Here is a 20,055-nt window from a genome sequence, read left to right on the forward strand (position 1 = left end):
CGGAAGCCGGCGTGTGTCGAGCTTTCGCTCGCCGCTCGTTTCCGCCGTTCGCCTCGTGAAGTTACGGAAATGGAGATCGTAACACCACGGGGCGCTGTCGTATGCTATAGTGTGTTACGCAATGAAAAACCGTAACAACTCAGATGGTCGTGCGGTTCCGGTGCTTGCCGGAGCAGCGGCGAGGAGAGGTGAACATGGCTGTGATCACGCGACGCGATTTCGCGAAACTGGCAGGAGCGGGTGCGGCAACGCTTACGCTCGGCGGGCTGCTGTCCGGCTGCGCCAACAATTCGGAAAGCGAGGCGGTTCCGACCGCGACGGATTCCGGCGACGTCCCCAACGAGGTGATCGTGTCAATGACTCCCGGTTCCGAACCGGCCGCTGGCTTCGATCCGATGGTGTCGTGGGGCTGCGGCGAGCATGTGCACGAGCCGCTCATCCAGTCCACGCTCATCCGCACCACCGCCGAGCTTGCCTTCGAGAACGACCTGGCCACATCCTACGAATGTTCCGATGACGGTCTGACGTGGACGTTCACCATACGCGACGATGCGAGGTTCACCGATGGCGAGCCCCTCACGGCGCGCGACGTGGCCTTCACCATCAATGGCATCCGCAGCGCCGCAGCTTCCGAATGCGACCTCTCCATGGTGCGCGAGGCGACGGCGCCCGACGACGCTACGGTGGTCATCGCCATGGAGAAGCCGTTCAACGCCTTGCTCTATACCTTGGCCGTGGTGGGCATCGTGCCCGAGCACGCCTACGGCGAGGGCTACGGATCGAATCCCATCGGATCGGGTCGGTACATGCTCGACCAGTGGGACAAGGGCCAGCAGGTCATCTTGCGTGCCAACCCCGACTACTACGGAGAGGCGCCGAAGATGAAGCGTCTCGTCGCGGTGTTCATGGAAGAGGACGCCTCGCTCGCGGCTGCGCAGTCTGGCCAGGTGGACGTGGCCTATACTTCAGCCACATTCGCGGCGCAGCAGCCGGCGGGCTACGACTTGCTGAACTGCGCGTCGGTGGACTCGCGCGGCATATCCCTGCCCGTCGTCCCCGCAGGCGCGTCCAAGACCGACGAGAAGGGCGACGCCGTCGCCGGCAACGACGTGACGTGCGATGTGGCTGTGCGTCGAGCCATCAACTACGGCGTGGACCGCGAGCGCATGATCGACAACGTGCTGAACGGCTTCGGCACCGTGGCCTATAGCGTGGGGGACGGCATGCCGTGGTCCTCGCCTGACATGGCGTGCGTCACCGACAAGGAGCTTGCGAACAAGCTGCTCGACGAAGGCGGCTGGACTCCGGGTGCGGACGGCATCCGCGAAAAAGACGGCGTCCGCGCTTCCATGGATCTGTACTATTCGGCTGGCGACACCGTGCGCCAAGGCATTGCCGAGGAGTTTTCGAACCAGATGAAAGAGCTGGGACTCGAGTTTGCCGTTAAAGGCGTGAGCTGGGATGATCTGTATCCGCACCAGTTCAGCGATCCGGTGGTTTGGGGATGGGGGACGAACTCGCCCATCGAAACATATAACCTGTTCTACTCCAAAGGCTCAGGCAACTACGCCTGCTACGAGAACGCCTCGACCGATGCGTATCTCGATGAGGCGCTCGGCATGCCGCGTGTGGAGGATTCGTTCGAGCTGTGGAAGAAGGCGCAGTGGGACGGCTCGACCGGGTTTGCGCCGCAGGGCGACGCCCCGTGGGTATGGTTTGCGAACATCGACCATCTGTACTTCGCTAAGGAGAACCTGCGGGTGGCGGAGCAGAAGCCGCATCCGCACGGACATGGCTGGTCGCTCGTGAACAACGTCGACCAGTGGTCGTGGGCTTAGGGGTTCTGTTGCCGACGCGGAGGGGGCGGACGGCGCCCAGTCGCTCGGACAGTCCTGCTCGCGCGAACAGCCCGCTGGGCTGTTCGGCTCGTGCGGAACTCGCTTGGTGGGTGCCGTCCGCCCCCTCCGCTGACTGGCGCGAACCTGCGGCGCGGCGGGGTCGGTCGGCGTTTTCCCTCGTTGAGGGGTGTTGTCGTCAGGTTTTCGGACAGGTGAGGTTATAGTAGTTTCCATCATGCCTCGGTTCATCGCTCGGAACATAGTCAAATTCGTGCTGCTCCTGCTTGCGGTGAGCTTGGTCGCGTTTACGCTGGTGAGCGTATCTCCCATCGATCCGGTCCAGGCGAACGTGGGGCAGGCGGCGCTCGTGAACATGAGCGAGGCGAAGCGTGCGCAGCTCGCCGAGTACTGGGGCGCAAACACGCCGCTTTGGGAGCGCTATGCAAACTGGCTGACGGCGTTCGTGCAAGGCGATCTCGGTATGTCCTTGCGCTACAACGCGCCGGTTGCCGACGTCATCGCCGCGCGGGCGCTCAACTCGCTTGCGCTCATGGCGACGGCCTGGGCGGCGAGCGGTGTGCTGGGCTTTGCGCTCGGCATTCTGGCCGGTGCGAACCGCGGGCGTCTCGTCGATCGTATCGTGAAGGGGTACTGCTTTCTGCTGGCGTCCGTGCCCACGTTCTGGCTGGGACTCGTGTTCCTTGTCGTGTTCTCGGTGCAGCTCGGGTGGTTCCCGTTCGGCTTCTCCGTGCCCATCGGGGTGTCGGCCGCCGACGTGACGTTGGCCGACGCGCTGCACCATCTTGCGCTGCCGGCGCTCACGCTGTCGGTGGTGGGCGTGGCGAACATTGCGCTGCACACGCGCGAGAAGACCATCGACGTGCTGGAGAGCGACTACGTGCGCTTCGCCCGCGCCCGCGGGCTGTCCACCTGGGGCGTGCTGCGCCATCACGGACTGCGCAACCTTGCGCTGCCGGCCATCACGCTGCAGTTTGCGTCCATCTCCGAGATATTCGGCGGATCGGTGCTGGTGGAGCAGGTGTTCTCGTACCCCGGCCTCGGTCAGGCGGCCGTTACGGCGGGTCTCGGCGGCGATGTGGCGCTTTTGGCTGGCATCGCCGTATTCTCGGCAGCCTTCGTGTTCGCCGGTAACTTCATAGCGAACGTCCTGTACGGCGTCGTCGATCCGCGCATGCGGAAGGGGGCGGGCCGTGCGTAGCGAAAGAGAAATCTGTGAGACTTGCGACGGGGGCGCCTCCGCCTCCGTGCTTCATGCACCGCACGCAATCCGCATAGGCAACCGTCGGCTTACGCTGGGCGTGTTCGTGGCGGCCGTGGCGGCGCTGGCGGCGGTCGTTGCGGCGGGGATCGCGGCGGGGGATGCGGCAACGGCTACCGATTTTGCGCAGAAGAACCTTGCACCCAGCCTAGCTCACCCGTTCGGTACCGATTGGATGGGGCGGGACATGCTGCTGCGCACGCTCGCGGGCCTTTCCACGAGCGTGCTCGTGGGGCTGTTGGCCGCGACGGCATCGGCCCTGATCGCTCTCGTGCTGGGAACGGTGGCAGCACTCGGCGGCAAGCGCGCCGACGCTGCAGTCACCTGGCTCATCGACCTCATGATGGGTGTGCCGCATATCGTGCTGCTCATCTTGATCTCGTTCGCTCTCGGCAAAGGATTCTGGGGTGTTGCCATCGGCGTAGCCGTGACGCATTGGCCAAGCCTTGCGCGCGTCGTTCGCGCCGAGGTTCTCCAGTGCAAAGAGGCGGCGTTCGTGTCCGTGGCGCGCAAGCTTGGACAGGGACCGGTGCGCGTCGCGACGCGCCATATGCTTCCCTACGTGCTGCCTCAGTTCATCGTGGGACTCATCCTGCTATTCCCCCATGCCATCCTTCACGAAGCTGCCATCACGTTCCTCGGATTCGGCCTGCCGCCCGAGCAGCCAGCTATCGGCGTCATCCTGAGCGAGTCGATGGCGTATCTGTCGGCCGGTATGTGGTGGCTCGCGGTGTTCCCGGGACTTGCGCTCGTCGCCGTCGTACTCCTGTTCGATGCGGCCGGTTCGAATCTGCGCAAGCTTGTCGATCCGCACAGTTCGCAGGACTAGGAGGTTTCCGTGGGCGAAGCGAGCAAGACGAACCCTCTGTCTGCGATACCGGTCGGGCATGCGACGATCAAGCACGAGGATATGCAGGCGCATCACCACCATACGCACGCGCCGGTCTCGCGCCATGAGCACGGGCACCACGTGCTGCAGGTTGAGGATCTGAGCGTGGGTTTTCGCATGTACGAGGAAGATGTACCGTACTTTCGCGCGAAACAACGCGAAACGGAGGTCATCGATCGGCTGAACATCTCGGTGCATGTGGGCGAAATCGTGGCGGTGGTGGGCGCGTCGGGATCTGGCAAAACGCTTGTAGCCGACGCCGTTCTGGGGCTGTTCGAGCCGAACGCCACGGTGTACGGACGCATATGGTTCGACGGTGAGCTGCAGGACGCCGATTCTTTGCAGAAGCTGCGCGGACACGGCATCTCGCTGGTGCCGCAAAGCGTGAACAGCCTCGACCCGCTCATGAAGGTGGGCCGCCAGGTGGAAGGCTTCGCGCATCCAGACGAGTCGCACGCGGTGCGCCGGCGACGTCGCGAGAAGCTGTTTGCGCGCTACGGCCTTTCGGAGGCGGTGGCCGGCATGTACCCCTTCGAACTGTCGGGTGGCATGGCGCGCCGTGTGCTGGTGTGCTGTGCGCTTATGGACGACCCGCGCGTCATCGTAGCCGACGAACCCACGCCCGGACTTGATCTGGAGCTTGCGGTGCGTGCGCTCGGCGATCTGAGGACGTTCGCCGACGAGGGCGGCGGCGTGCTGCTTATCACGCATGATATCGAGCTGGCTCTCCAGGTGGCGGACCGCGTGGCCGTGTTTGAGAACGGCACCGTGGTAGAGGAGACGGCGGTTGCGAACTTCGCGTCGCCCGACCTCCTGGAACACCCTTTCTCCCGTGCGCTGTGGCACGCGTTGCCGGAACACGACTTCCAAACGGGAGGAGGTTCGCCATGCTAGAGGCGCGGGGCGTCTCGTTCAAGTACCCGGGGGCGAAGCGGCTGCTGTACGAGGGGTTCGATCTGGCGGTGGGGACCGACGAACGTGTGGCGCTTACCGCTCCGTCCGGATTCGGTAAGACCACGCTCTGTCGGATGCTTGCCGGATACGAGCGTCCGCAGGCAGGGAACGTGCTCGTCGATGGCGAGCCGCTACCGAGGCGCGGTACGTGCCCGGTGCAGCTGATCCTGCAGCATCCCGAAAAAGCCGTCGATCCGCGCATGCGCATGCGCGACACGCTGGCCGAAGCGGGGGAGGTGCCGCAGCGTCTGCTGGACGATCTGGGCATCCAGAAGCGATGGCTCGGGCGGTTTCCGCACGAACTGTCTGGGGGCGAGCTGCAACGTTTCTGCATCGCGCGGGCTTTAGCGGCGCACCCGCGCTATCTGGTTGCCGACGAGATATCAACGATGCTCGACGCCGTCACCCAAGCCCAGATCTGGCGATTTCTCGTGTCCGAGACGCAGGCCTGCGGCATCGGGGTCGTGTTCGTGTCGCATTCGCCGGCGCTCACCGAGCGCATAGCCACGCGCGTGGTGGATCTCGCACGAACCGAATAGCGCCGCTTTGAGGCAGGCCGCGAGTGCCGCGGGATCTCGTACGTCATCCGTCTGCATTATCTTTTGTTGACTATATACTAATAAAAGAATAATATAATGGGCAATTCGGACCAGTGCTGGCGGGGGATTCCCTCGGACGCATGCCGCGGCCCGATCAGGAGCGAGGGAAGGGATGTGCCCATGAAGAAAACGTACCGGATCGTGCTCGCTGCGATATGCGCGTTCGCATTGGCAGCCGCGTTCGGGATGGCCGGTTGCTCGTCTGAGAACAAGCCGGCCGAGGAGCCGTCGGGAGACGAGCCGTCTGACGTACAGGACCACGAGGCAGTCGAGCTGCAAATTTTTGCTGCGAACTCGCTATCGAAGGCCATGGAAGAGGTGCAGAATCTCTACCTAGAGGATCATGGCTGGGTTTCGTTCGCCGACACCCAGTACGAGGCGTCCGGCACGCTGAACGAGATGCTCGGAGCCGGATCGTCCGCCGATATTCTGATCACGGCATCGAAAGCCACCATGGATACGGCCGTCGAGGAAGGCTACGTTGATGCCGGAACCCGCTTCGACCTGTTCACCAACGAGCTGGTTATCGTGGCCGGCGAGAATTCCGAGCTGAGCAACGTGACGCTCGCCGATATGGCATCGGGTGATTACACGGTGGCCGTGGGCGACGCAAACGTGCCGGCCGGCAACTATGCCAAGCAGGCGCTTTCCACCACCGATCCGGCGTGTTGGGTGAGCGCCGACGGCGCCATCGGCAGGGAGAGCGCGGGCAAGGAGGGCACTTTCGAGGGAACGCCGCTTGAAGGCAAGGTTACCGAAGGCTCCAGCGTGGGCAACGTGTGCTCCTACGCCAACTCCGGCGATGTGGATCTGGCTATGGTCTACAGTTCCGACGTGTACCGGTTCGGCGGAGTGAAGATCGTCGGAACGGTTCCGGCTGACACGCACAAGAATATCGTATACCCCGCCGCTCTGTGCGCGGATTCAGAGAATGCCGAGGCCGCTCAGGAGTTCCTCGATTGGCTGTTCTCTGACGAGGACGCCATCAAGATTTGGCAGGAATGGGGTTTCGAGTTGGCCGCCTAGAATTCCGCCATAAATCTGCGCGCCTGCTCTTGTCGGGCGCAATGAAGGAGGATGGGAGGCCTGGCCTTTCCATCCTCCTTCATTGTGTATGATGGCATCGAACGTTGCTTTGCGCATCGGCTCCATACGGAAGGCGCGAGCCGGGTCTTGGGGGTATCGAGAGTGGGAACAACACCGGGAACACGTTTTGGCGCTCTGCTGCTGGCCTTGTTGCTGGCATGCGCCGTCCTATGCCCCGCGACAGCGTTCGCCGTTGAAGGCGGGGAGGGCAACGTCGCTGCGGAAGCCCCGCTCGAAGATGCGAAGGATGCTTCAGCGGCTGCCATTAAAACGGCCTCCTCCGACGGCGTGGCCGTTTCGGCCGATGGGGAGGCTGCGCGCATCGACGGGGCATCCTTTGCGGTCGATGCGTTCTCCCGCGCGCAGAAGGGCTCGAACCGCGAGCTGGACGGCCGTTACCTTGGGTACAGCTACTATCAGGGTAGTTCGCCCGACTATGCAGTTGCCATTGCCACCGAGGACTACGTGCTGGTTTTTGTCCCGCCTACGGCCCATGCCTTGTGCGACGCAGCCGATCCTGCTTCGCGAAACGACCTCAAGCGTTATTTCATCGCGCTCGACGCGGTGTCGCTTTCGGGCGGCGTCGTCATGGACGACGACGTGCCCTGGTACTTCACGAGTGAGTCGGGTTACGCGATGGGCGGCATCGTGTACGACTTTGCCGTGGAGGCCGGCGAAAACCGCTATTTCGTCACTGCCATCGGCGAGGACGGCAACGATGTGGTATCTGCCGCCGTCGAGGGCGTTGCGCGTCCGAGCCACGTCGATTTCCTGAAGATCGTCGCGCCTGGCGCCGTCGACATCGCGCCGCCGGCCGAGGGCGTGCGGGCATTCGGCGAGTTCTTGCAGGGCATCGATCTTTCGCCGCTCTGGGTGACGTTGCGCACCACCGGCACCGCCATCGTGATCATTTTCGTGCTGGGGCTCGCGGCTGCATACTTCGCCCTGCGCATCCCGAAGCGCGCGCAGGACGTCGCCGACGCTGTGTTCACTATCCCCATGGTGCTGCCGCCCACGGTCTGCGGCTTTCTGCTGCTGCTCGGCTTGGGAAACAACTCACCGGTGGGACGCTGGTTCATCGATGTGGGATTCCCGCTCATCTTCAGCTGGCCGGCTACGGTGATCGCCGCTGTCGTGGTTGCGTTTCCCCTCATGTACCGCAGCGCGCGCGGCGCCTTTGAAGGGCTCGATCCGAACATGCTCGATGCGGCGCGCACGTTGGGGTGGTCGAATCGGAAGATTTTCTTTAAGCTGATGCTTCCGCTGTCGTGGTCGTCCATCGCGGCGGGCACGGTGCTCTCCTTTGCTCGCGCACTCGGCGAGTTCGGCGCGACGCTGTTTTTGGCAGGCAACTATGCGGGTATTACGCGCACCGTTCCCATTGCCATCTACTTCGAATGGATGAGCGGCAATATCGACGTCGCGCTGTTCTGGACAGCCGTCATTCTCGTTTTCAGTTTCGTGGTCATACTGTTCATCAACCTCTGGGGTAGGCGCACGACGAAGTACCGCAGGAGGACCGAAGAATGATGGGCTTTTCTGGCGGGTGCTTGGGCGGTAGCCAGTTGCTCGAACAGCCCTGCTCGCGCGAACAGTCCGCTGGACTGTTCGGCTCGCGCGGAACTCGCTTGGCAGGTAGCGCCCAAGCACCCTTCGTTCGATCATCCTTGCCGACGCTTCTTGGGATTCGCCTGCGGGAGACTCATGTAAACCGGGATGGAGCACGCTGTGAGCTTGGAAGTTAACATTCGGAAGTCGTTTCCGTCGTTCGCGCTTGACGTGGAGTTTCAGGCGAGCGACGAAACGCTTGGGTTCCTCGGCGCGTCAGGATGCGGGAAAAGCTTGACCATGCGCTGCATTGCGGGCATCGAAACACCCGATGAAGGCCGCATCGTGGTAAATGGGAAGGTGTTCTACGATTCGGAGCGCAAGATCAATCTTAAGCCGCAGGAGCGCAAGACTGCGCTGCTGTTCCAGAACTATATGCTGTTCCCGAACTTCACGGCGGCCGAGAATGTGGGTGCGGGCATCGGGCGCGACGTTCCGAAGGCTGAGCGCAGAAGCATCGTGGAAGCGGAGCTTAAGCGCTTCGGGCTGGAGTCCTTCGCAAACCGCTTTCCCGCGCAGCTTTCCGGCGGGCAGCAGCAGCGCGTGGCGCTCGCCCGCATGCTGGCAGCCCGCCCCGGCATACTCATGCTCGACGAGCCGTTCAGCGCCCTTGACGCGCATTTGAAAAGCGTGCTCGAGCAGAACCTGGTCAGCCTGTTCGATGCGTTCCACGGCACGGTGCTCTACGTGAGCCATGACATCGACGAGGCGCTGCGCTTTTGCGACCGTATTGCGGTCGTCGAGAACGGCTCGATCATGGAGATCGAGACGGGCGACGATCTGGTGAACAGGCCGAAGTCGGTGGCGGGCGTCAAGCTGTCGGGCTGCAAGAATGCGACGGCGGCCGAGTACGTGGACGAGCATCGCGTCCGACTGCCGAAATGGGGTGTGGAAGCGAGCTCGGATGCCCAGGTGCCGCGCGACGTGGTGTGCCTGGGCGTCCGCGCGTTCTATCTCGAGCAGGTCGAAGGGCCGGGGGAGAACGTCTACCGCGTGCGCGTCGACCGGGTGAGCGATTCGCGCTTCGAGCGCACGGCGTTGCTGGGCTTTCTCGATCGCGACGAGACGTTCGCGCCGACGGTGAAGCGCACCGACGATGAGATGAAGTATCTGCACCAGCACCTGTTCTGGCGCATCGACAAGCTGGCCGTCTCCGCCAAGGACCTCCCCCAAGAGGGCGAGGAGCTCTGGATACGCATCCCGCCCGATAAGGTGTATCTCGTAACGCGCTAGCAGCCGGAAGCGCGCGGGAAGCGCACGTCCGCCGCCGCCGCAAGATACGTTTCGGCGCCGGTCGAACAGGCTGGGAAAGCGCACCGCATTCTCAGGCATCAGCATGACGCCAGAATGGCGCGCCGCTGCCAATTTCTTTGCCCCTCGTATTGACTGGGGGGTGGTGTAAACCTATTCTTGAAGGCGACCCGACGCGCTGTCCTCAAAACTATGCTTACGATCAGGTCATTTATAATAGTATTGGTCAATTGTGGGCAGTATCGCCCTCGGCGAGGATGAGGACGGCCGCGAAGAAGCATGTGCGACAACGTATAAGCATAGAGAAGGGTACCGCATGAAGGGGAAGAAACGGGCCGATCGGTCGATGGCGATCGTACTCGCCCTTGCACTGGCATTCACCATGAACGTTCCCGCAGCTGCGTGGGGCGACCATAGCAATAACGAAGATTCGCTTGGCAGCTTCGTTACGAGCGGGCAGGATGGGGTGTCGGAAGCCGATGGTTCGAGCGTGGCGGGATCCGAAGACGAAGGCGAGTCGTCCGGTCAGCCGTCTACCGACAAGCCGACAGACGGATCCGACGTGAATGCGTCCCGCAACGCCGATCATGACGACGGTATCTCAGGAGACGGCGGTCAGAGGTTCTCGATTGCAGGTGCGGGAGCGTTGGCGAATCGAAACGCCGTGGATTCGATCGGGCCGTTGCGCATCTTCTATGCGCTTGACGAGGGTATCGAGCAGGAAATCGGAAGCGGTTTGAACGGGGAAGAGCAGTGCGTTCTCGATGAGTTGGGTCTCGACCCAGCAGCATTCGGCGTGCTGCATCTCCGCATTTCCGCAGCAGAGGGCTATTCATTGAGCGCAGATGCCGATGTGCGCATAACGAACGTGTCGGTTTCCTGGCAGGCGGTAACAGCTGACGGCATGACTCTCTCGTACGGAATCGATCTACGCGAGGAGGGCGATGCCCTCGTGTGCGATATCCCATCGTCGCTCGTGCAGAACGTTTCCAACGGCGAGTACGAGCGTTTCGCCGTCTCATGGACCACGGATGGAGCGCCGCCGGAAATCCACGGATCGGCCTTCGGCTCATACCTGGGCTTCAACTTGTTCAAGGCGGCTGGAACGGCCAATTTCGAAACGGCCTCGCTCATGGGCGTCTATCGTGCCGAGAACGGAACGGCCATCGTGCTTGCGACCTCGGATGCCGGACGCACGATTGCGATTTCCGACGAGGTTGCATCTGACGGAAGCCCTGCGGTTTCCGCCTTCAAAGACGTGGCGATAGTCTGCGACCACGCAGGTAATCCGTATCGAACGGAAGTCGATGCAAACTACAGCGCGAATGCAAAGTTCGCAGTGGGCGAGGATGGCGCTGGCAATCGCACGCTCACATCGCTTGGAACCTGCACGTACCGCACCGCACAGGGCCCGAACATGGGATCGATTTCCGAAGGTCAGGTATTCACCCGCACGATGGTGGCGAGCGTGCACGGCGCGGCGTACTCGACGCTCCAAGAGGCTGTCGATGCGGCTCAAGCGGGCGAGACGGTCGTCCTGCTCGAGGACGTGCAGGAAAACGTCGTCGTGCCTGCGGGAAAGGATGTCGCGCTCGACCTCAACGGTAGAACCGTCGCGGGGCGGGCAAGCTCCGATGATTCGTACATAAACGACACGATCACCGTCGAAGGCAAGCTGGCGGTACGCGACACGACCGCCCCCGCGGCACCCGTCGTGAGCGATGACCGTCGTACGGTTTCGTATGTTGCAGGCAAGATCCTCGGCAAAGAGCCGACAGTCAGTCCTTATGCAAAGGCGCTCCACATTCAAAACGGAGGCTCGGCCACCATCGAAAGCGGTATCGTGGAATCGCAGGATAGCGATGCGGTGTTCGTGGGCAAAGGATCGATCCTCGCGGTCGAGGGCGGGTACATCCACGGTGCCGAGTTCGGCATCGGCGTGCAAGGCAAAGGTGCGACGCTCAAGATGAATGGCGGCGTTGTTGTCGCTGACGACAACGCCGCCATCGGAGGCAACGGTACCGAAGGGGACGACTATGGCGACACGTCGATTTCGATAAGCGGCGGCACCGTCATCGGCCGTATCGAAGCGGATGGGTACATCGCCTGCGGCATCTACCATCCCCAGCGTGGGAAGCTGAGCATCGCCGGTGGTACCGTCTATGCCGATGGGGGCGTCGGTATCCTCATGCGAGGCGGCACGCTGGAAATGACGGACGGTGCGGTGATCGCCAGCGGAACCGCGAGCGGCAAGGTGGGCGACAGCGCGATCGTGCAGAATTGCTACGGTGTGCACATCGACGGTGCAAGCGGCTACTACGACGGAGCGAACAGCAAGGCGACCGTATCGGGTGGTCTGGTCGAAGCCGATGCGGGCGTTCCCGCGCTCAACCTCGCGGCGCCCGGCACCATGACCGTTCGCGGCGGCACGTTCTCCAGCGACGTGACCGCATACCTGGAGACCGGACGAATCGTAACGGAAAACGCCGATGGCATGTACGTCGTGGAGAATGACCAGGTGGCGACTGTCACCAAGCCAAACGGGACTTCGGTGATGTATGACACCTTGAGCACGGCAGTGATCAAGGCGAGGAACGGCGATGTCGTCACATTGCATAAAGATGTTCCTGCGGGCAATGTCAAGTACGAGATCGGCTACTCGATCGTGCTCGATCTGAACGGCCACAGCATCGATGGCTCGAAGTACGCCACCGTATCCGTGAACAAGTACCAGGGCCCCATCAACGTCATTGTTAAAAACGGCACGATTTTGAATTCGACGGATGGCACCGGGGAGTTTCCGTTCGGAACCGCGATACAAGTGCGGCAGGACGTCGATCTGACGCTTGAGAACGTAGTCGTCGATACGTCTTCCGTTGCATCAGGCGTGCCTTCATATGGCGTTCGGGTAGGACTCGGAACGAACGATTCCCGCAATCCGCGCGTGACTATCAAAGGTGATTCGACGCATATCAAAGGGCCGGATGCGGGAATCGCCGTAATCGGCAGCAATGCGAGCGCGCCATCAAGCCTGACCGTCGAAGACGGCGTCATCGAAGGTAATAGTTTCGGTATTGTCGGCAACGGAGACTGCGACGGTACGAGCATTGCGATCAAGGGAGGCATCGTGCGTTCGACGGATGCGGATGGGTGCGCCGTATATCATCCGCAGAACGGCGACCTGACGATCTCGGAAGGCACGCTGACGGGCGCGAATGGTGTGCAGTTCTGCGGTGAGGGCAAGCTTGCCATCGAGGGCGGCAGTATCGAGGCGACGGCGAGTACGATTGAGACGCCTGACACGACGAAGACGGGTTCCTCGATTCCCGATGGCGCGGCGCTTTCCCTCGTTTCACGCGGCGGTGGATACGGAGCTTCGGGCACGGTGGAAGTGGGCATTTCGGGCGGCACGTTGACCAGCAAGAATAATGCCGCCATTCAAGAGTATGCCGCTGCCGATGCAGATTCGCTCGTCAAATCGCTTTCCATCGGGCAAGCCGAAGGCGCGACTCTTAGAGTTTCCGGCGGTGTTGGCAAACTCGCGGTCTCGTTGGCCGCTCTGTCCGGCGATGCTGCGAAAGCCATCACCGGAGGCACGTTCTCCAGCGACCCGCTGGCTTATCTGGCGGAGGGTTTCGTCGCTGTTGAGGGCGGCGACGGGATGTTCGAAGTGGCGGAGAACCAAGCGGTCGAAGTCATTGACGCGGATGGCATTTCGAAGGGCTCGTACAACACGCTCACGCGTGCTGTCGCGCAGGCTGAATCCGGCGACAAGGTGAAGCTGCTGGCGGACATAGAAGACGCGCAGCAGATCAACGTCAGAAAAGACATTACACTCGACCTGGGAGGAAAGACCTACCGGAACTCCAACGACTCGATGCCGTTCTCTGTTGTCAACAGCTCTTTGACTGTGGAGAACGGCACGATCGAGGCCGCCAATTCCGATTCCATCGCAATCTACGTGCAGAATGCGAAACTCGTTTTAAATAACGGCGCCGCCGTCAAGGCCGCAGGCTATGGCGTGCAAGTTGGAAATATGTACCAGACAACCGGATATCGCGGCGACGCGATTATCAACGAGGGTGCTTCTGTTGAGGCTGCTCATGGGCCCGGCATATACGTAGTCGGCTACTATCCGGCGGGCGAAGCCGAAGACGGGTCGTTGTCCGATGCTCAGACTATGCGCAATACGCTGACGCTGAACGGCGGTACCGTGGTGTCGCTGGAAGGCAACAAGTATGCTGCCATTTCGGGTAATGGGAACAAGCATGGCACGAGGATCGTCATCAACAGCGGCACCGTCCGGGCCGATAAGAACAACGCCGCCATCTATCATCCGCAGCTGGGATCGCTCGTCATCAACGGTGGCGACATCGAAGGCGGCACCGGCATCGAAATGCGTGCTGGTACGTTGGACCTGTCGGGTGACGCCGTTGTTGCAGGAGTTCTGAAACCGACGACGGTCAATCCGAACGGCAGCGGTGGCACGACCGAAGGCGCTGGCATTGCGGTCGCTCAACATACGACAAAGCTTCCGATCGCCGTGAATGTATCGGGTGGTACGATTTCCGGGTTCTCGGCGATCTACGAAAGCAACCCGCAAGACAACTCCGTCGACGACCTTGCAAAGGTTTCCCTTTCGGTGGCAGCCGGCACGTTCAAAGCTATCAACGACGGGAAGCTTGCGGTCTACAGCCAGGACAAGGAGGACTTCGTCACCGGCGGCACGTTCAACACGGTGCTCGATACCGCGTACTACGACGAAGGTATCTACCAGCAGAACGTTCAGGATGCGGTCGACGCTCCCGGTGCCGTAGTGCCGCGGGTCTTCGCGATCGACTACATTTTGGCCGGCGGAGCGTTCGCCGGCGGCGTGCAGGCGCCCGCCTCCTATACTGCATTCTCGGATGACATCGCGCTGCCGCAGCCGACAAGAACCGGGTACGACTTCGCTGGCTGGACGGGCACCGGCCTGACCGCTCCGACCGTAGATGCGGCCATCGCAAAGGGCTCCTCGGGCAATCGTTCCTATACGGCTGTGTGGACGCCGCGCTCCGACGCGTCCTATACCGTGCATTACTACCTGAAGGGTTCCTCGTCGGCCAAGATTTCCGAGGACGCAGTCGTATCGGGTCGAATCTTCGGCGAGACCTACTCGGAACGCGCGCCGAAGATCGACGGCTATGTGGTCAACGGGCTCGATTCCCAGACGGTGACCATCGATGCCTACGACAAGGAGCTTGCGTTCTTCTATGATACGGTCGCGGCCGTTCCTGATGCGAACGTGATCGTGCAGGTCGAGCAGCCGGCGGCCGACGAATTCGCCGCGCCCGACCAGACGGTGGCCGCAGCGGCTACAGCGGGAGCCGCAGCCGTGCAGGAGATCGCCTCCGGCGAAACGCCGGCCGGCATGTCTCCCGAAGAGGCTCAGGCTGTGCGTGACCTCATCGATGGTGCAAACGGAGCCGATGTGACCGTGGTCGTCTCCCTCAAGGCCGAACTAAAAGAAGAAAGCGTGGTCGATCCCGATGAGAAGGATGCGATCGAGGACGTTTCGGATGACGGAGAGACGGTCGCACTGTACTTCGAGCTGTCCGTGGAGATGACCGTCAAGGTGGACGGCGGCAGCGAGAAAACGGTCCTCATCGACGAAGTCGACGAGCCGCTGCTGTTTGAGCTCAAGGTGAAACCGGACGACATTGCAGGCAAGAGCGCGCGCATCGCGCACGTGCACGATGGCGCGACGGAGATCATCGTGCCTGAAAGCGTGGATTACGAGCAGGGCATCGTGAGATTCCACGCCAGCGCGTTTTCCACCTACGCGCTGCTGGCGGCCGATACGGTGACGGTCGGCTTCGAGTCCAACGGCGGTTCGGCGGTTGCTTCGCAGACGGTGGCGTTCGGCGGACGCGCAACCAAGCCGGCCGACCCGACGCGCGCAGGCTATACGTTCGGCGGGTGGTTCTCCGACGAGGGATTGACGAGCGTCTACGATTTCAATACATCGGTAGAGCGTCCGATAACGCTCTACGCGAAGTGGACTGCAGCCGGTTCGGGTAAACCGGATGATTCTGGCACTACAGGCGATCCGGGCAAGCCTGACGACACCAGCCAGCCTCCGGCTCACGTGGATTCGGGAGGAGATCAAGATTCGGCGAAGCGGCCTCCCGCTTCCGCGGCTCCGAACACGCTCGGCGGCTCGGCCTCCACCGGCGATCCGCTCGTGCTGTTCGGCACCGCGGCTGCCGTGCTTGCGGCGGCCGCGACTCTCGCTCTTGCTGCAGTCATGGTGCATCGTCGCCGTCGAGATCAGCGGTAGATGCTCGATACGGACCAACCGGTATGGTAAGCGGGGCGCTCTGCTGCGAAGCGGGGCGCCCCGCTGATTCCAAGCCGTCTGCCGCGGCATCAAGATAGTCGCTTGTTTCACTCCCTCCATGCTCTATTATATCCTCAGACGAGGAGGGAGGTGTCGCATGAAGGACACCCACGGTCGCACGATCGACTACCTGAGAATATCGCTCACGGATCGCTGCAACTTCCGATGCATCTACTGCATGCCCGAGGAGGGTGTGGATCAACTGTCCCATAAAGACATTCTGCGGTTCGGCGAAATCGTCGAGATCGCACACGTTGCGGCGCAGATGGGCATCAAGCGCCTGCGTCTGACCGGGGGCGAGCCGCTCGTACGCAAGGGCGTGGAGCGTCTCGTCAGAGAGCTCAAGGACATTCCCGGCATCGAGAGCATCGCCATGACCACGAACGGCGTGCTGCTTCCCCGGATGGCCGAAAGCCTCAGGCGGGCGGGGCTTTCACGCGTCAACATATCGCTTGACACGCTCGATCCGGACCAGTTCAAGCGCATCACCCGCCGTGGCGAGCTCGAGCAGACTCTCGACGGCATTGACGCTGCGCTCGAGGCGGGGTTCGATCCCGTCAAGATAAACGCGGTGACCGTGCGCAGCCTCGACCAGGACTATCTTGCCTTCGCGAAGCTTTCGCTCGATCGGCCGCTCCATGTGCGCTTTATCGAGTATATGCCGGTGGGAGAAAGCTCCGGCACCGACGGCTGCGGCTGGGGGAAGCAGGACGTCGTTCCCAGCGAGGAATTGCGTGCGATCATTGACGAGCGCGCCGTCGAAGAAGGGCTGGGTAGGCTGCGCCCTGCGGCCAAACACCGGCCAAGCGGCTGGGGGCCGGCGAGCTATTACGAGTTCGAGGGCGCGCAGGGTACGGTTGGCTTCATCAGCCCGTTGTCGCGGCACTTCTGCAGCGAGTGCAATCGACTGCGCCTGTCCGCAGACGGCAGGCTGAGGCCGTGTTTGTTCTCGGACGAGGAGTACGACGTAAAGACTGCGCTCGCAACCGGGCGCGAGGAAGACGTGCGTCGCGTGATAGCGCAAGCTATCGGCGCAAAGCCCGACGAGCATCACGACAAGGTGGGAACCGAGCGGGGTATGTCCCAGATAGGCGGCTAGCATGATCGAGCAGCACCTTACCCATATCGACGAGCGCGGCGACGTTCGCATGGTGGATGTGTCCGCGAAGCCGGATACCGAGCGTGTGGCCGTGGCCGAGGGCTTCATCAGCATGAAGCCCGAGACGCTGGCCCTTATCGTGGAAGGCGCGGCCGCGAAAGGCGACGTGCTTGCCTGCGCGCGCGTGGCGGGCGTCATGGCTGCCAAGCGCACGAGCGAGCTTATTCCCATGTGCCATCCGCTTAACATCACGAAGGCCAAAGTCGAATGCGCCCCCGTGGTTGCGAACGAGCGCCCAGACGGCCGCACGGGCATCCAAGTGACCTGCACCTGCGGAGTCACCGGTAAGACCGGCATCGAGATGGAAGCCCTCACCGCCGCGAGCGTGGCGTGCCTCACCGTCTACGACATGTGCAAGGCGGTTGATCGTGGCATGGAGATCATGGACATTCGTCTGCTGAAAAAGGACGGCGGCAAAACGGGGCTGTGGGAACGCGCATAGGAGAGCGTTCCCACAGCGGTGACGGTAGGGATATGGCCGAGAGCTTATTCGGCCGTATCGAGCGCGGTGTATAACAGAGCGTCCCTGGCGGCGAACGAGGTGCACGGCCGCAGAGCCCGACGGACCCTGCGGCCAGTGCTCGAGACGTCAACCGTTGACCACGGTGCCTCCGTTCACATGGATGACCTGGCCGGAAACGTAGCTAGAATCGTCGCAGGCCAGAAACACGTAGGCGGGAGCAAGTTCGTAGGGCTGTCCGGCGCGGCCCATAGGCACGCTCTCGCCGAAGTGGCGCACCTTCTCGCTGTCGGGGCCGTACGATGCGGGATTGAGCGGGGTCCAGATCGGGCCCGGCGCCACGGCGTTCACGCGAATGCCGCGCTTGACAAGTTCCTCGTTTTCGGAAAGAGAGCGCGTGAACGCGGTGATGGCGCCCTTGGTGGCCGAGTAATCCAGGAGGTCGGGCGAGCCCTGGTAGGCGGTGACCGAGGTCGTGTTGACGATGGCCCCGTCGCCCGGCAGATGGGGCAACGCGGCTTTCACCAGGAAGAACATGCTGAAGATGTTGGTCTGGAACGTGCGGACGATCTGCTCTTCGGTCAGATCGAGAATGCTCTTGCACGGTGTTTGCTCACCGGCGTTGTTCACAAGCACGTCGATGCGGCCCCACTCTCCTACGATGCTGTCGACCATGCTGCGGCAGAATTCCTCGTTGCCCACATCGCCTTTGAATACGAGCGCGTGCCGACCGAGCTGCCGGATGCGCTCGGCAATGCTTTGAGCGTCGTCGTCGGACGAGTAGTACGCGATGGCCACGTCAGCGCCCTCTTTCGCGAAGGCGATGGCCACGGCGGCCCCGATGCCGCTGTCTCCTCCGGTAACGAGAGCAGCCCGACCCTCAAGCTTGCCTGAAGGCCGATACGAATCGCTTTCCACCTGGGGTTTCGGATTGATGTTCTCGCGCGTGTCGTCCATTGCATAGCCAGCTTTGGGGGGCTGGGTCTCTAAAAGAGCGGAATCGGACATATATAGCTCCTTCCGTCGGTATCGGTTGCAGCGACTGCATGGTAGCCCGGCTGCGGAAGCTGCGCGGCGCGCGGTCGCGCGCGTTGCCGAGCGCTTGCCGCTCGGTAAGGCGGCTTCAATGTCGCACGTCCCTGGGGATCGGCGTCGTATCGCGCGGGAACACGCCGGTATCCGAGGCGCGGCACTGTGGTGTCCGGGCCCTGTCCGTGACGCGCTGCGGGCGCGCTATAATACTGATGCTGCGCCGCCGTTTATCGGCATGCAGTCGGTCTCCATGCCTCGGAAGGACGGTCCTAGCCAATGGACGAGGGAAAGATCCTGCTCATAGCAAATCCTGCGGCGCAGAACGGCGCCGGTTCCGCCGCTGCGGAGCGGGCGGCTTCGATCTTGCGCGCTTATTTCGGGGAGGACGCCGTCGTGCTTGCGCGAACGGCGGGGCCCCGCCACGCGAGCGAGATTGCCGAGCGCTCCAAAGGATGCTCGACCGTGATCGCCCTCGGTGGCGACGGCGTCATCCACGAGGCGGCGAACGGCATTATGCGTCGTGCGATCGAAGATAGACCTGCATTCGGTATTATTCCAGTGGGGTCGGGCAACGACTACGCCCGCGCTCTCGGCATCTCCGCCAACGTGGACGAGGCATGCGCGCAGCTGTTCAAGGCTGAGGCGCTCCCGACGGACGTGGGATGGGCGAACGGACGGTGGTTCGTGGAGACGCTGTCGTTCGGCCTGGATGCTGCCATTGCGCTCGATACCGTGGACCGCCGCGTGCGTACCGGTCGGACGGGCACGGTCCTGTACATGGAGGCGGGCATCGACCAGGTGCTCCATCATTTGGACGAGCGACGTTATGAGGCGTCGTTCGACGAAGGCGAGTCGGAACAGGGATGTTCCTACGCGTTCGCCGTGCAGGTGGGGCCGTTCTACGGCGGCGGCTTCGAGATCTGTCCTGAGGCGCATCTTGACGACGGCCTGCTCGATGCGTGCATCGCGCATCCGCCTTTGGGCACGGTGCGAGCCGTCTATCTATTCCTGCGCGCGAAGGGTGGCAAGCATACGGGATTCGAACAAATAGACATGCGGCGCTTTCGAACGTTGCACGTGGAGTTCGATGAGGTGCCGCCTGCCCAGATCGATGGAGAGCGCATCGAGGCGCGCACGTTCGATGTGAGCGTGGAGCCGAAAGCGCTCAACGTATTGCGCCCGTAAAGCAAGGTTTAAACAATCTGCGCTCGGTCTGCCAACATGAAGGCTTCGACGGGAGCACCTCGGCGCTCGTAGGGCGGTGGTTCGATCAAAGGCGAAGGCCATGGTCATAACGGCAACCGAAATGGAGTCCAACCTCGAACGCTATCTGGACCTCGCCGCGAGCGAAGAAGCGCGGCTATCGTATATCATCACGCGCGATGAGAGGGATGGCCGAGGCGGCGAAGTGCCGGTCATATCGCCGCGCGACTATCTTGCGCGGCTCGTTTCCGGATAATCGATCGATACGTGCAAGGCCGGCTTCGGGGAGGGGTTCCGAAGCCGGCCAATGTGCGCGAC

14 protein-coding genes are annotated in these 20,055 nt (G+C 62.4%); 13 read left to right on the plus strand and 1 reads right to left on the minus strand.

The window, feature by feature from the left end:
* Positions 1–194: 194 nt before the first annotated feature.
* From ABGT83_RS00715 to moaC, 11 genes are all read left to right on the plus strand, one after another.
* Entirely contained in the window at positions 195–1,838 is a 1,644-nt protein-coding gene (locus ABGT83_RS00715; protein WP_103264142.1) for an ABC transporter substrate-binding protein, read from the plus strand.
* A gap of 235 nt (positions 1,839–2,073) precedes the next feature.
* On the plus strand, positions 2,074–3,057 hold the full coding sequence (locus tag ABGT83_RS00720; protein ID WP_103264143.1) for an ABC transporter permease: 984 nt from the start codon (positions 2,074–2,076) through the stop codon (positions 3,055–3,057).
* Positions 3,050–3,946, plus strand: a complete 897-nt coding sequence (locus ABGT83_RS00725) for an ABC transporter permease (RefSeq protein WP_204600442.1) — start codon at positions 3,050–3,052, stop codon at positions 3,944–3,946. The genes ABGT83_RS00720 and ABGT83_RS00725 overlap by 8 nt, the downstream gene beginning before the upstream one ends.
* 9 nt (positions 3,947–3,955) lie before the next feature.
* Positions 3,956–4,900 carry an ATP-binding cassette domain-containing protein gene (locus ABGT83_RS00730; RefSeq protein WP_346685549.1) on the plus strand — a complete coding sequence of 315 codons (945 nt, stop codon included), beginning with the start codon at positions 3,956–3,958 and terminating at the stop codon, positions 4,898–4,900.
* Positions 4,894–5,499, plus strand: coding sequence for an ABC transporter ATP-binding protein (locus ABGT83_RS00735; protein WP_103264144.1), 606 nt, complete (start codon positions 4,894–4,896; stop codon positions 5,497–5,499). Before ABGT83_RS00730 ends, ABGT83_RS00735 begins: the two co-directional genes overlap by 7 nt.
* A gap of 180 nt (positions 5,500–5,679) precedes the next feature.
* Positions 5,680–6,585 (plus strand): molybdate ABC transporter substrate-binding protein, encoded by a 906-nt coding sequence (gene modA / locus ABGT83_RS00740; RefSeq protein ID WP_103264145.1) that lies wholly within the window; start codon positions 5,680–5,682, stop codon positions 6,583–6,585.
* A gap of 147 nt (positions 6,586–6,732) precedes the next feature.
* Positions 6,733–8,175 (plus strand): molybdate ABC transporter permease subunit, encoded by a 1,443-nt coding sequence (gene modB / locus ABGT83_RS00745; RefSeq protein WP_346685550.1) that lies wholly within the window; start codon positions 6,733–6,735, stop codon positions 8,173–8,175.
* Between the two features lie 198 nt (positions 8,176–8,373).
* On the plus strand, positions 8,374–9,486 hold the full coding sequence (locus ABGT83_RS00750) for a sulfate/molybdate ABC transporter ATP-binding protein (RefSeq protein WP_103264147.1): 1,113 nt from the start codon (positions 8,374–8,376) through the stop codon (positions 9,484–9,486).
* 334 nt (positions 9,487–9,820) lie between these two features.
* On the plus strand, positions 9,821–15,823 hold the full coding sequence (locus ABGT83_RS00755) for an InlB B-repeat-containing protein (RefSeq protein WP_346685551.1): 6,003 nt from the start codon (positions 9,821–9,823) through the stop codon (positions 15,821–15,823).
* A 157-nt stretch (positions 15,824–15,980) separates the two neighbouring features.
* Entirely contained in the window at positions 15,981–16,982 is a 1,002-nt protein-coding gene (gene moaA, locus ABGT83_RS00760; protein WP_346685552.1) for a GTP 3',8-cyclase MoaA, read from the plus strand.
* Position 16,983: 1 nt separating this feature from the next.
* Positions 16,984–17,484: a cyclic pyranopterin monophosphate synthase MoaC gene (gene moaC / locus ABGT83_RS00765; RefSeq protein ID WP_346685553.1), complete on the plus strand. Its 501-nt coding sequence runs from the start codon at positions 16,984–16,986 to the stop codon at positions 17,482–17,484.
* Positions 17,485–17,631: 147 nt separating this feature from the next.
* On the opposite strand, the gene ABGT83_RS00770 is transcribed toward moaC, so the two are convergent.
* Positions 17,632–18,510 (minus strand): glucose 1-dehydrogenase, encoded by an 879-nt coding sequence (locus ABGT83_RS00770; RefSeq protein ID WP_103264151.1) that lies wholly within the window; start codon positions 18,508–18,510, stop codon positions 17,632–17,634.
* A 300-nt stretch (positions 18,511–18,810) separates the two neighbouring features.
* On the opposite strand from ABGT83_RS00770, the gene ABGT83_RS00775 reads away from it, so the two are divergent.
* Complete coding sequence (locus ABGT83_RS00775; RefSeq protein WP_346685554.1) at positions 18,811–19,719, plus strand: diacylglycerol/lipid kinase family protein; 909 nt, start codon at positions 18,811–18,813, stop codon at positions 19,717–19,719.
* A gap of 100 nt (positions 19,720–19,819) precedes the next feature.
* The gene (locus tag ABGT83_RS00780; protein ID WP_157938918.1) at positions 19,820–19,993 is read left to right on the plus strand and encodes a hypothetical protein; all 174 of its coding nucleotides are present in this window, start codon (positions 19,820–19,822) and stop codon (positions 19,991–19,993) included.
* Positions 19,994–20,055: the final 62 nt, after the last annotated feature.

The sequence above is a fragment of the Enteroscipio rubneri genome (assembly GCF_963929405.1).
GTDB lineage: Bacteria > Actinomycetota > Coriobacteriia > Coriobacteriales > Eggerthellaceae > Enteroscipio > Enteroscipio rubneri.